Genomic DNA, 13015 nt, shown 5'->3' with positions numbered 1-13015 from the left:
AATTTTTGAAAATTATTATTTTCTCTTTGTTTCTAAAGTATTGGTCATTTTTAATACCTACGCAATTTCTCCAAAGTCTCCAATATATCATCTGTAAAGGCAGTAGCGCCCTCTTTCTCTAAAGCTCTGAAATATAAACTTCTTAAGAAAGCTCTAATATTTTGTACTAAAATATCATGTTGAGGATGTGGGATATCTTCAACAATTGCTATACTATGTAGCCAATTGCTCCACTCTTCTTCAGTTAAAATATTTTGGTTACGCAACGACATAATTGGCGTTACTAATCTCTCATCCTCAAAGTGTATGTATACGTAGTCATTCAATCGAATCTTCTGACGAACAGCAGCTAGTATTGCATATGAAAACTCACGATTTTGTATTGTACGTGCTAAAGCATCTAGTGCATCTGCCGCATGTGCAGTAGAATGCGCCCAGCCTTTTCCTTCTACGTACCCCCTTACATCTTCTTCTAAATAGACATATTCCAGAACTTGTTCTGCTACACTGTACAGTTGTTCTTCAGATAACAATGGTTCTCTTTCATGAACAGATAAAATAAGTGGTGGAATTAAAACAGAGAACGCACGTTTAAAAACAGAATCTGTGCCCTTTTCACCAATTTTATAAAATAAATAATCAGGACTAATTGCTTGTAACATTAATCCTCGTAATTCTTTTTGTCTAAATACATCATTTGTAATCCATTTGTGAAGCGTACTATAAATCAAATCATCACGTAATTCAGCATCAGGTGATCCGATATAATCTAACATCCACTGTGCATATGGATATGCGTCTACGTCTTCTGGCACAGCATAATTATTATTTTGAATTTGTTGTAATTCTTCTTTTAGTTCTAGCACTTCTGTCATTATATTCCCTGTCCCCTTTTTACGTTTTTTAACTTATTTTCGCCTTATCCCCTGTAATTCCCCTCATAAATTAAGTCGACTTTTAATATAGTTTTAGTCCCTATCTTTCTATGAACTTGATTCAATTATATAAATTTCTCCCGAGAAATAAAAGGAAATACATTGGAACACCAAAGCTTCTCACTTTGTTTACATGCATTTTATATAAGTTTAAATTATAAAATAAAGTATGTTTTTTCATTTGTATTCAAACGTAGTTACAATCAAAAGTTGAATCATTTTAGAACTTGTTTAATAAATTCTGTTTTAGCTTTTGTATACGCTTCTCTATCTTGGTTAAACTTTTTAGCTAACTCTTGCTTTAGATTTGAATAATCATAAACTAATTGTGGATTTTCTCGTAAGCGGTTACGAAATAAAAGTTGTTGCTCCCATCGTTCAGTTCCTTTAACCATCAAATGCAGATGAGCTACACGCCTATTATTCTTCACTTTCACAAAGAACCTTCTCCAAGGTCTTTCATCTAATTCCGGGCCTACATAATGCCAATCATATATAGCCAATTTTGCTGAAATATCGAGCACTCTATCAAATGAGTCTGTTTCAGCCATTAGATCAATGATAGGTTTTGCAGGTAAACCAGGTATGGATGTACTTCCTATATGTATTACTTTGCTAATACCGAGAGGAGTAAGCAGTTCATAAAGTTGCTGTTCTTCATATCGGCCTTTATCTTGCCAATCAGGATTTGCATTAACTATCTCTACTGACTCATTCGCCCATACAGGCCAATCGTTCGGATTATCTTTTTTATCCACCCGACGCATCCCCTTTCACGAACTTTTTGTTATATAAAAGATTTTAAATTCCTTTAAATACAACTACCGGATCATCAAAATTACTATTCTGAAATATAACATTTGCACATTCTTTCGCATTATGCTCATCTATATACATCTTACAAGCCGCATGATATCTGTTTATAAACATTTTCTCTGCTTCTTCATAACTTCCAAAAGCCTCAGTCTCGCGCTCTGCACCACGTTTTCTCGCAATCTCAAAATCTGTATCTATGAAAATTTTATAGTCAAATAGATACTCAATTTTTTTTTCAATAAAAATGTTCCATCTACTATTAGCACCATATTTGGCGAGGCCACTAGCGGCGTATTATGTACAGGGATGTCCGTTATTAAGTTATGAGAAATCGTTTCATACTGTAAATTCCCGTTAGGTCCTAAAGGTTTTAATAGCCTTTCTTTGAAAGCTGTATAATCGTGTGCATCTTCATAATACCCTCTTGCTGATTCTTTGCCTTGTGTATAGCGAATCACTCTAGGGTTATGAAAATCGTCAATGCTGGCGCGTATTACTTGTACTCCCCGATTTTTCATTTCCTCTGCCAGTTCGTTTGCAAATGTTGTCTTTCCTGAAGCTGTAATACCACTCACTCCAACTCTTGTTGGATGAGTTAAATTTAAATTTAAAATATGATCAGCAATTTCTTTCATGTATTGTTTTCGGAGCATGACATTCCCTCCTGTATATTGTTTACATAATATAATTGCAGTAAATTAAATTCATTGCTATTTGTTGGTAAATCGATATATTTAAAAAAATCGTTGATATATTTTAAGTTATGATAGATATATTTTTATTGATTTATATTTTCCTTATTTCCCCTTAAACCCTCGATATAAAGCCGTCCGTAACTCTTGTTTGTATTCTTCAATTTCTGGCATATCGAGTTCTTCTGCTAGTCTGATGGCTAGTTCAATATCATATGGTACACGTGCGAGTTGAATGGAAAAGCTTGCTGCTTCTTTTTCATTGTATGTTCCTTCAAAAATTAAATAGGAAGCTTGTGTAATTTCAAGTGGATTACCTACACTACCAGCATTACATAACGTTTTCCCTCTAAAATTTTGCACATACGCCTGATGAACGTCACCGTAACAAACGACATCTGGTTTTCTTTCCCCTTCTATATTCTCTGTGAGCTCACTATTTTCGAACATACTAATACGCTCTTCTCTTGTTGCATGTGGTTGAATTCTTTCATACAAACTTCTCGGTGAAGCGTGGAACATACGAATCAGTTTCCCACTCATATAAAACTCGATTGAAAATGGTAAGCTTCTTAAATACTCATTTTGTTCTTCTGACAATTGTTTTTGATGCCATTTTAACGCTTCAAATTCAGTCGGTTTTGTAATGAAATCATCCCAGTTTCCCATTACGGTTCCTTCACATTCTTTACGAACGATTTCAATTACTTCGCTAGAATGCGGACCTTTTCCTACTAAATCTCCAAGACAAATAATACGTTCAATTCCTCTTAATTTAATATCTTTCAGTACTGATTCTAATGCCGGAATATTACCATGTATATCTGAAATTACCGCAATTTTATCCAAATGAATCCCTCCGTTATTTATTGTTTATTATATCCTCATGTTGTGATTGATACCATTTTGGAATATAAGATGAAAAATGATTATGATCTTCTATAATTCGGTTCAATCTTTCTTTCATATCCTCTACTAAATGTGGTGTAGTTCGGTTTGTCCATACGATATCCGCTGGGAATGTCATCGCTGCATATAATGAATACAGTTTCCAAAAGTGGATTGACGGATCGCCTCCGCAATAACCGTGAACTTGTCCAACCGCAAATGGTTTGCTTATTCTTGTAGTAAAAATCGCTACGTTATAAAAATCGTGTATTGGATCGCCAAAATCATATCCACTAAAATCGATAACGATAAATTCATTATTATGAATCATACTATTTGCTGGGTGGTAATCATCGTGTAAAAATGTGATAGGCCGATTTTTCAATAAGTCTTTATGATTTTCTACAAAGGTTAATACTGGCTTCAAATCCAGAAAATTCACCTCATAATCTGCTAATGCCTCTATGTACCTTTCATACTTATTCCACCTAAATATTTCCCATTTATTACTTGCACTTTCTCTTTCTATCGAGTGAATTCTCTTTAATATTTCCCCTGCTTTTCTTCCTGCATTATACTGTTCTTCCACCGATAGCTTGCTTAAGCTCTCTTGACCATTTACACCTTGGGTCCATTCAAATACTTGAACACATTTATTTAATCCCTCAAGTTTTATGAAATGAATTAACTGCGGCGTTGGAATATGTAATAACTCCAATTGTTTCATATACATATATTCTTCTTGTTTTCGTTCATAATTAGAAGAATCACACACTTTTACAAAATAAGTTTCTCGATTCTCTAGGTCAATTTTATACTTCTCTTCATGTGAAAAACCTTTTGTAATAGCTGTACATTTTACAATACGTGACCACTCTAGTTTTCTTTCTATCTCTCTTAACATTTCTTCCACAAAACTCACCTCTATTAATATACGAACAAACTACCTAACACTTCATACTCTCGTTTATTTTCCCCTTTAAACTCCACTGCAAATGGATATTCGCCATGATGCTTCAAACGTTCTAGTACTAGCCCTTCTCCAACTGGTTCACAAAACTGCACATGAACATCACCAAACGATACACTTTGACACTCAGCATTCCATTCTTCATTTTGTATGATTGAATTTGCAGTTAGCTCCATTACTTCTTTCCATTTCCGCACTGTTTCTCGAACATTTTTCACCGTATAATGAATCGTTTCAATTTCTTGTACTTTATTTTTATGTTCAGTGATCGTCCCTATTTTACGTAAATCGTTTCTTCTTTCTTCATCCGTTTCATTCCACTGTATAAAGAATGGTAATTTCGGTCCATTCTCTTCTTGCTTTACAAATAACATTTTCCATTCTAAAAGCCGGCCATCTTTTCTCATCCGTTTCCCTTCAAATGGTCCTATCGTATGTAAGCCGTGCTTACTAAATTTAACTGCTAGTTCTTCAATTGCATCTGTTCGAATTGCGATTTGTAGCATCCCTTCTCCATTTTTTAATTTCACCACTGTTTCTTGTACTAATGGATTTTCTGCTTCTTTCGCTTTTTCTTCATGCTGAACTGCTAAAAATTCTATATATGATAAATCAAAATAACATAAACTATTCCAAGTACCCCAAGTCGTATGCTCACCGCCTAATGCAGTATGAAATCCATGCTCCTGCATTTGTTTTGTTGCTTCCTCCGGTGTACAATGCACTGCGTGAACGAGATGATCAAATGCTAACATAGTCTTTCTCCCCTTTCTCTCCATCCTTTTATTGTATATTTTATTTTTCTTTCGTTCAATTCAAAAAACTTTAAAACCAAGTTGATTTATACGATTAATGTGTATTATAATAAAACAAATTTAATTATTGCTGATTGGAAAAACCAAAGGCACTTTTCTCATACGGGAAAAGTGTCTTTTTCATTTATTATTACAGGGGGATTATTTATGCAGAAATTAATTGTCTTTGCTATTATTGGATTTTTCGCTCAATTGATTGATGGCGCACTTGGTATGGCGTACGGGGTAACGTCTACCTCACTATTATTAATGTTTGGTATCGCACCAGCTGTAGCTTCCGCATCAGTTCATTTAGCTGAAGTCGTTACAACCGCCGCTTCTGGTGCATCTCATATCAAATTTGGAAACGTTGATAAATATACAGTTTCCAGACTTACATTACCAGGAGCAATTGGCGCATTTATTGGGGCATGTTTTTTAAGCAATTTACCTGGTGATGTAATTAAACCGTACATTTCCATATTTTTATTTACTTTAGGGGTTTATATTTTATTACGATTCATCATTCAAAAACAAATTGTTTCTTCAAATAAGCGTATGTCTGCTAAACAACTTGTACCACTTGGCTTATTCGCTGGATTCGTCGATTCAACTGGCGGCGGTGGTTGGGGGCCGATTACGACACCTGTTCTTCTTGCAAGAGGAAATGAAGCTAGAAAAGTTATTGGATCTGTAGATACGAGTGAATTTCCTGTTTCACTCGCTGCAACGATTGGCTTTTTCATTTCACTTGGCTGGGAACAAGTAAGCTGGGTTTGGGTATTTGCCCTCATGCTTGGTGGTATTGTTGCCGCACCAATCGCCGCATGGTTAGTACGCATCGTTCCTTCTCATTTACTTGGCGTACTCGTTGGCGGACTTATTATCTTTACGAATATACGTACACTGCTTACTATATTTAAAGTAGATCCAACTATTATTTCACTTTCTTACGTTGCAGTTGGTCTTGTCGTTATTATATCTATTTTTATTGCTGTTCGTAATCATTCCAATCGTTCTAACGTATCGACAGCCGGCTATCCGAAAGATCAAAAACAAATGCTACCATAATTAATAATAATACCGCCCGATTTACTTCGAGCGGTATTTTTTATTTTTCTATTTTCCAATTGACCATCGTTTCAGTACTATTTACTCTTTTCATATGTAATTTCTCTAATACACGAATGGAGCTATAGTTATCAAGGAGTGTCTCCGCTATAATCGTTTCCACTTCCCCTGTTTGAAAAGCCCATTTCATTAATTCACTAACTGCTTCTGTTGCATACCCTTTATTCCAATATTTCTCAATAAATCCATAACCAATTTCTACCGTATGTTCCTCGTTTGGTTTCCCTTTAAATCCTATATCACCTAGAACAACATCATCCTCTTTCCGAATAACATACCTCGGTCCCCACGGTAATGAAGCCGCATCTCGTTTCACATTTTCTATATGTCCTACAATATGCGGACCACTATTGTATCCTTGATTATCCGCAATTTGAATCCATTCTTCTGTACACGGTACTATATGTAATCTTTCCGTTTCTAATTTCATAATGATATCCCCTTTTCAATTAAACAATATCTCAATTTTACCAGAAACAAAAAGAATTTTCACTCTATTTACCGAATTTATACTTATTCTTTGAAACGAATTTAAGGAATAATCCCCTTCTGATAGTTATGTCGAATTATATTTTCTGAATTTTCTTTTAATTTTAAAGGGTTTTTCAATATTTTTTGCGAAACATTTGTATAACAATTTTTTCTTTGCTTATTGCTACATAATAGTAGGTTCGGGTGGAGTTATGCAAGCGTTTCCTATACAATAACCGATATTTTTTGACTTTTCCTAACAAAATTCCTTGCAATATATTCAGAAAGTCATTACAATTGCCATATATTAAATATCTTAGCAATATATAAATCCTCATCAATCCGATGAGGTAGAGGTTGCGACTTTTAAAAGTAAAATGGACGAGACACAGCGAATGTCACTGACTCCGTTTGAAAGGAAAAGTTGCCGAAGTTTATATTTCTTCTCTGGAAATATGAGCTGGGGCTGTCTCCGAAAGGAACAGAACTGTCACGTTTACAAAATTACCGTGTAAACGTGGTGTGCTATCTTAACGGAAGGGTATGATGGGGTGGTTATTTGTGAAACGTTCCGCCTAATTCCTTTGGCGGTTTTTTGTATTTTTCTCCCCCGCTCCTTCCTAACCTACAAGAAAAGGAGTGTTGAACATGAATAGCGCAACAAATCAATCTACCTCTAAAACGCAAACTACACAAGGACAAGGTGAATTAAAACGCGGATTAAAATCTCGTCACCTTACGATGATTTCTCTCGGTGGTACAATCGGTACCGGATTATTTCTTGCCAGTGGTGGTGTTATCCATTCAGCTGGTCCTGGCGGTGCATTAGTCGCATATGCCGCAATTGGAATTATGGTTTATTTTTTAATGACAAGCTTAGCAGAACTCGCAGCTTACATGCCTGTTACTGGATCTTTTAGCACTTATGCAACAAAATTTGTTGATCCATCACTTGGCTTTGCACTTGGATGGAACTATTGGTATAACTGGGCGATTACGATCGCTGCTGAACTAGCAGCCGTAACATTAATTATGAAATTTTGGTTCCCAGATACCCCTTCTCTTATTTGGAGTGGACTTTGTTTAGCTATTATTTTTCTCTTAAACTATTTATCTGTTAAAGGTTTTGGTGAATCTGAATATTGGTTCGCACTTATTAAAGTAGTTACTATTATTATCTTTTTAATTGTCGGTTTTATGATGATTTTTGGAATTATGGGCGGCGAAGCTGTCGGTTTTAAAAACTTCACTGTTGCAGATGCACCATTTAATGGCGGCATCATGGCAATTATCGGTGTATTTATGGCAGCTGGTTTCTCATTCCAAGGAACTGAATTATTGGGAGTAGCTGCTGGTGAAACTGCTGATCCAGAACGCAATATTCCGAAAGCAATTCGTTCTATCTTTTGGCGCATTTTATTATTCTATATTTTAGCAATTCTCGTTATCGGTTTATTAATTCCTTATACGACTGAAAGCCTTGCAGCAAGTGATGTTACAGTAAGTCCATTTACACTTGTATTTGAAAAAGCGGGCGTTGCCTTCGCTGCTTCTGTTATGAACGCTGTCATTTTAACTGCAGTACTTTCTGCTGGTAACTCTGGAATGTATGCATCAACTCGTATGCTTTGGGATTTAGCTCGCCAAGGAAAAGCACCAAAGTTCTTAGGGAAATTAGATAGCCGCGGTGTACCTGTTAACGCATTAATCGCAACATCAGTAGTTGGTAGCGTCGCTTTCATCGCTTCTTTATTCGGTGACGGTGTTGTATACATTTGGTTATTAAATGCTTCTGGGATGTCAGGATTTATTGCTTGGGTAGGGATTGCTATTAGTCATTACCGTTTCCGTAAAGCCTATATTGCACAAGGGAAAGATTTAAAAGATTTACCCTATCAAGCGAAATGGTTCCCGTTCGGTCCAATCTTTGCATTTGCACTTTGTGTTATCGTTATTTTAGGTCAAAACTACGGAGCATTTACAGGAGCATCTATCGACTGGAACGGTGTACTCGTTTCTTACATCGGTTTACCACTCTTCTTAGTACTATGGTTAGGATATAAATTTACTAAGAAAACGAAAGTAATTCCACTTGATAAATGTGAACTAAAATAGAGTATAGCAAAACGAGCAAACAAATTTGTTTGCTCGTTTTTTTTATTACAATCCCATTTACTTCCCTATTTCTTATCTTTTTGCAATAATAAAGTAAATACACTTAAAGGTTGGGATCACATGAACATTCGTATTACTGATGAAGCAATAGCAGCTATACATAGACTAGAACGTGAAGACAAAAAGATCATTCGCATTAGAGGAACAATGACAAACTCTTGCAGCATTTTCGTTGATGTTGATTTAATTTGGGATACATATAATGCGGATGATGTTGTATATGAAGATGAAATGCTTATTGTACAAATGGACTCATTCACGAAAGACTACACTGGTGGTACATTAAAACTTGATTATAAGACGACTGGTTTTAGTATTACGACTCCTAGTGAGACTCTAGTTTATGGCTTGTCGGTTAAAAAATAAAAATTGTTTTTATTTGACCACTGAGGTGAAAAAATGGGTAAATACGTTCCATTAAAATTTTTATTTAACGAAGAATTAGCAGAAAAAATGGCTGATTCTATTTCTAAACATGATCCTAATTTCTCTAAAAAAAGCTTTGTAGATTCTGTAACATGTAAAGTTGAAAATTTAGAGTTAAAACAACGTGTAGAAGTAATAGCAGATGAATTACACAATGCATTACAAAAAGATTTTAATGAAGCAATACATATATTACTGAAAACATTGGGACCAGAAAATACTACAGAAGTAGGCACATTTACAAAAGGTTATATGTATATGCCTATCGCAAAATACGTTGAAAAATATGGACTTAACGATTTTGAATCCTCATTCAATGCAATGTATGAAATAACAAAAAGAAATACTGCTGAATATGCCATTCGTCCTTATCTTGAAAAATACCATGAAGAAACCTTGAACATATTGCAACAGTGGTTACGTGACGAAAACAGCCACATCAGGAGATTAGTTTCAGAAGGTACTAGGCCAAGACTTCCTTGGGCAAAAAAAATAGGAGCTTTGAAAGGTGACTTCAGAAATAATTTAAAGCTTCTTGAGCCATTAATGAATGACCCTTCTAATTATGTTCAAAAATCTGTAGCCAATCACATTAATGATATTACGAAAGAAGATAAAGAACTCGTTTTTCGATGGTTGCGAGAATTACTCGATAAAAACCATCCTGTTAATCCTTGGATTATGAAACATGGATTAAGAACGGTGATAAAAAATGGCACTTTACCAAAAGATTTTTGTTTTTAAGTATTTGTAAAGAAAGCAACAATCTATATGAAAACAGCTAATAATAAAAACGTTTATACTTCATTTGGAAGTATAAACGTTTTTTCTCTTTTAAACATTAACCCTGCCTTAAAATCTTATGAAACATTTCCGGTTTATGTTGATCAAAAGCATCTATTAATTCTTTTCCAAATATCGTTATACTCTCCTCCCACGGATGCCCTAAATACCCCCACTTAAAGTCCTTCTGAATAAAGAAATAGTAATCTCCAGTTGGAAAAATCGGGATTGTCCACTCATCAAATTCATTTCTATCGAACTTTAAATGTGAATTTACCCAGTAACATTCATGTTGCCAATCAAGTGCCATTATATATTCATTCGATACTGTATTCTCTTTAAAAACTAGTAATGCTTTTTCTTCCAGATCGTCATATACATTTAAATCTACCGATTCTCCAAAGTAATGAGAAATATCATATGTTATAAAAGGACTTGGCACCTTAAATGATGGGAATATAGACATACTTGGTGAAAACTCAAAATCACTATATACCCTATCCCATATTCGGTCGTACTCTTTGTCTGTAAACTCAATCCAATTCTTCATTAAATATCTACCTTCCCTTTATAGTTCAAAGGATTTTCACTCGATTATCCCGAATATATAAATAATTATTCTCGCAAGGAGCGAATTTGTATGAATCTATTCGAACACGAAACGTAAAACCTCTTCATCTTTACAAGAGGTCCTCCATTTCTCTGTTCTTACTATATCATTCATTAACGAAATAGGAGGACATATTATGAAACGTGATCCATTATTTTCAGCACTATTAGAAAGTGCAAAGACTAACTTTAGCGGCTGGGATTTTTCTTTCATTTCAGAAACTGGCCGTATGAATAGCGAGCCCCTATCATGGTCATACGGTAGCACTGCTTTCCAACTTATGCAACGTGCAAAATCAATGCTAGATATGGGGACTGGTGGCGGAGAGTTTTTATCTATGTTACAACCGTTCCCGTCAACTATTTATGCGACTGAGGGCTATGCTCCGAATGTCCCAATTGCACGAAAGAAATTAGAACCTTTAGGAGTTATAGTCGTAGAAGTGACTGATGATACTGCTTTACCATTTCAAGATGGTCAGTTTGATTTAATTGTGAATCAACATGAATCCTATTCTGCTTCTGAAGTGAAAAGAAGTCTTTCCACTAATGGAACATTTCTTACACAACAAGTCGGTTGTCTTGATTGTGCGGAACTGAATGAGCAGTTTGGCACACCGCTGAATAGCGAATTTTCAAGTTGGTCACTCGAAACGGCATGTAGTGAATTGAGAAAAAGCGGATTTACAATTTTAGAAGCGAAGGAAGAGTTCCCTCTTCAGCGTTTTTATGATGTCGGTTCTGTTGTCTATTACTTGCAAGCAATTCCGTGGCAAATTCCTGAATTTACAGTAGACAGCTATACCGAGGAATTGTATCGCATACATGAAATCATCTTGCAAAAAGGATATTTCGATGTGAAGCAACACCGCTTTATTATTAAAGCAAATTATGAAGAGTAAAATTTGAATTAGCATTCCCTACAAAAAAGCCAAGTCCCAATAAAGAACTTGGCTTTTTCTTATTATTTTAACGCATCTTATCCTATTGAGAAATGAGATGTTTTTCATATCGTTTTTTCGTATCATCTTCTGTCAAAAGTGTAGTTGTGTAATCAATAATATTCCGGTTATCATATGTGAATGTATGCTCTAAATTGTTTTCTTCTTTTAATACTCTTGGTAAATATCTTTGCAAATTGCTAACTACACCTCTATTATCACCATCTAATATCCAATCAATTGACTTCCATTCTAATATACCTTCATCTGTGCTTACTGGCGTATCAATATGTACTCCATCTGGTAAATCAGTAAGGAATACATACATTCCCTCTCTATCCTGAGGCTCGTCTTTGACTTTAAAAATAACATTCCCTTTATACGTTGCACTATGAAGCTCTATACCCGTTTCCTCAAACGTTTCTCTAATTATTCCTTCATATGGCGTTTCATTATCCTCGATTTTCCCTCCAACGCCATTCCACATTCCCATTGTTGGCTTTTTGTTTCTATTTAAAAGGAGTATGTTATCCCCTTTTCTAATGAAGCATATTGTGTACTTATACATATCGTCATTTCCTTTCTTTTACATCCTCTTCTGTAAGCAATTCATTTTCTACATGAGGAATTCTTATCATTTTCACGTAAAAACACTCTCCTTGTCATTGCTCCTCACATAATATACAGTACAACTTTCATACGTAAACACTTTACGTCCAACGAAAGAATCCTTTTGAGAAAGGAGAATTCAACATCGATAACATAGGAAATGAATTTTTAAAATGCTTTTATGATAGCAATGTATGGCCAAACGGTACAAACTGGCTCGGTGTCCCCATTTGCAAACTTCCCTCTGACCTTTTCTTATATCAAGAAATTATTTACGACTTACAACCGGATTTAATTATTGAATGCGGGACTTTCCATGGTGGTAGCGCACTTTATTTAGCTTCTATTCTAGATTTAATAGGAAAAGGTCACGTTCTTACTATTGATATAACGCCGCAACCAAATCGCCCATCACATAATCGGATTACGTATTTAACAGCTTCTTCTGTTTCTGTAAGTGCTGTCCAAACTATTTTAAGTATGCGAAAACCTGACGATGTTATTTTAGTTATTTTAGATTCCGATCATAGTAAAGAACATGTATTAAAAGAACTGCAATTATATAAATCAATTGTAACTACTGGTAGCTACATGATCGTCGAGGATACATGTATTAACGGAAATCCTATTCTTCCTGATTGGGGCCCTGGTCCGATGGAAGCTGTGGAAGAATTTTTAACAAAAAATAATAATTTCATAGTAGATGAGACAAAGCATAAATTTTTCATATCATTTAATCCGAATGGTTTTTTGAAGAAAATAAAATAACTAGACT

The 13015-nt window shown here is 35.0% G+C and carries 14 protein-coding genes, 1 pseudogene and 1 riboswitch; of the genes and pseudogenes, 6 read left to right on the top strand and 9 right to left on the bottom strand.

Going from position 1 to position 13015, the window contains the following annotated elements:
• Positions 1-50 precede the first annotated feature (50 nt).
• The 6 genes and pseudogenes from ABH955_RS02845 to ABH955_RS02820 form a co-directional block, all read right to left on the bottom strand.
• Entirely contained in the window at positions 51-875 is an 825-nt protein-coding gene (locus ABH955_RS02845; RefSeq protein ID WP_061688489.1) for a DUF2785 domain-containing protein, read from the bottom strand.
• 275 nt (positions 876-1150) lie between these two features.
• Positions 1151-1693 (bottom strand): GrpB family protein, encoded by a 543-nt coding sequence (locus tag ABH955_RS02840; RefSeq protein ID WP_002127972.1) that lies wholly within the window; start codon positions 1691-1693, stop codon positions 1151-1153.
• Positions 1694-1736: 43 nt separating this feature from the next.
• Positions 1737-2404, bottom strand: a pseudogene (locus ABH955_RS02835) (P-loop NTPase fold protein).
• Positions 2405-2548: 144 nt separating this feature from the next.
• Positions 2549-3292 (bottom strand): metallophosphoesterase family protein, encoded by a 744-nt coding sequence (locus tag ABH955_RS02830; protein WP_404490837.1) that lies wholly within the window; start codon positions 3290-3292, stop codon positions 2549-2551.
• 13 nt (positions 3293-3305) lie between these two features.
• The gene (locus tag ABH955_RS02825) at positions 3306-4244 is read right to left on the bottom strand and encodes an aminoglycoside phosphotransferase family protein (RefSeq protein WP_404453264.1); all 939 of its coding nucleotides are present in this window, start codon (positions 4242-4244) and stop codon (positions 3306-3308) included.
• Between the two features lie 14 nt (positions 4245-4258).
• Positions 4259-5056: a VOC family protein gene (locus tag ABH955_RS02820; protein WP_016120448.1), complete on the bottom strand. Its 798-nt coding sequence runs from the start codon at positions 5054-5056 to the stop codon at positions 4259-4261.
• A 207-nt stretch (positions 5057-5263) separates the two neighbouring features.
• On the opposite strand from ABH955_RS02820, the gene ABH955_RS02815 reads away from it, so the two are divergent.
• The gene (locus ABH955_RS02815; protein WP_061688490.1) at positions 5264-6166 is read left to right on the top strand and encodes a sulfite exporter TauE/SafE family protein; all 903 of its coding nucleotides are present in this window, start codon (positions 5264-5266) and stop codon (positions 6164-6166) included.
• Positions 6167-6206: 40 nt separating this feature from the next.
• On the opposite strand, the gene ABH955_RS02810 is transcribed toward ABH955_RS02815, so the two are convergent.
• The gene (locus ABH955_RS02810) at positions 6207-6656 is read right to left on the bottom strand and encodes a GNAT family N-acetyltransferase (RefSeq protein WP_061688491.1); all 450 of its coding nucleotides are present in this window, start codon (positions 6654-6656) and stop codon (positions 6207-6209) included.
• Positions 6657-7040: 384 nt separating this feature from the next.
• A riboswitch (Lysine riboswitch) is annotated at positions 7041-7233 on the top strand.
• A gap of 112 nt (positions 7234-7345) precedes the next feature.
• Between ABH955_RS02810 and ABH955_RS02805 the strand changes: the two genes are divergently transcribed.
• The 3 genes from ABH955_RS02805 to ABH955_RS02795 all read left to right on the top strand — a co-directional run bounded on the left by ABH955_RS02805 (position 7346) and on the right by ABH955_RS02795 (position 10042).
• On the top strand, positions 7346-8812 hold the full coding sequence (locus tag ABH955_RS02805; protein WP_404453260.1) for an amino acid permease: 1467 nt from the start codon (positions 7346-7348) through the stop codon (positions 8810-8812).
• A 120-nt stretch (positions 8813-8932) separates the two neighbouring features.
• Positions 8933-9238 (top strand): iron-sulfur cluster biosynthesis family protein, encoded by a 306-nt coding sequence (locus tag ABH955_RS02800; protein ID WP_404453258.1) that lies wholly within the window; start codon positions 8933-8935, stop codon positions 9236-9238.
• Positions 9239-9271: 33 nt separating this feature from the next.
• Positions 9272-10042 carry a DNA alkylation repair protein gene (locus ABH955_RS02795; protein ID WP_404447318.1) on the top strand — a complete coding sequence of 257 codons (771 nt, stop codon included), beginning with the start codon at positions 9272-9274 and terminating at the stop codon, positions 10040-10042.
• Between the two features lie 97 nt (positions 10043-10139).
• On the opposite strand, the gene ABH955_RS02790 is transcribed toward ABH955_RS02795, so the two are convergent.
• The gene (locus ABH955_RS02790) at positions 10140-10631 is read right to left on the bottom strand and encodes a DUF2716 domain-containing protein (RefSeq protein WP_002165521.1); all 492 of its coding nucleotides are present in this window, start codon (positions 10629-10631) and stop codon (positions 10140-10142) included.
• 196 nt (positions 10632-10827) lie between these two features.
• Here ABH955_RS02790 and ABH955_RS02785 point away from each other — a divergent pair, with 196 nt between their 5' ends.
• Positions 10828-11592: a class I SAM-dependent methyltransferase gene (locus ABH955_RS02785; RefSeq protein WP_404490836.1), complete on the top strand. Its 765-nt coding sequence runs from the start codon at positions 10828-10830 to the stop codon at positions 11590-11592.
• Between the two features lie 82 nt (positions 11593-11674).
• On the opposite strand, the gene ABH955_RS02780 is transcribed toward ABH955_RS02785, so the two are convergent.
• Positions 11675-12199: an NUDIX hydrolase gene (locus ABH955_RS02780; protein WP_404447324.1), complete on the bottom strand. Its 525-nt coding sequence runs from the start codon at positions 12197-12199 to the stop codon at positions 11675-11677.
• Positions 12200-12384: 185 nt separating this feature from the next.
• On the opposite strand from ABH955_RS02780, the gene ABH955_RS02775 reads away from it, so the two are divergent.
• Positions 12385-13008, top strand: coding sequence for a cephalosporin hydroxylase family protein (locus ABH955_RS02775; protein WP_080220981.1), 624 nt, complete (start codon positions 12385-12387; stop codon positions 13006-13008).
• Positions 13009-13015 lie beyond the last annotated feature (7 nt).

The organism is Bacillus sp. RC240, from assembly GCF_044907945.1.
Lineage (GTDB): Bacteria > Bacillota > Bacilli > Bacillales > Bacillaceae_G > Bacillus_A > Bacillus_A mycoides.
The sequence above is the reverse complement of the archived record's forward strand: the minus strand, read 5'-3'. Positions and strand labels throughout refer to the sequence as shown.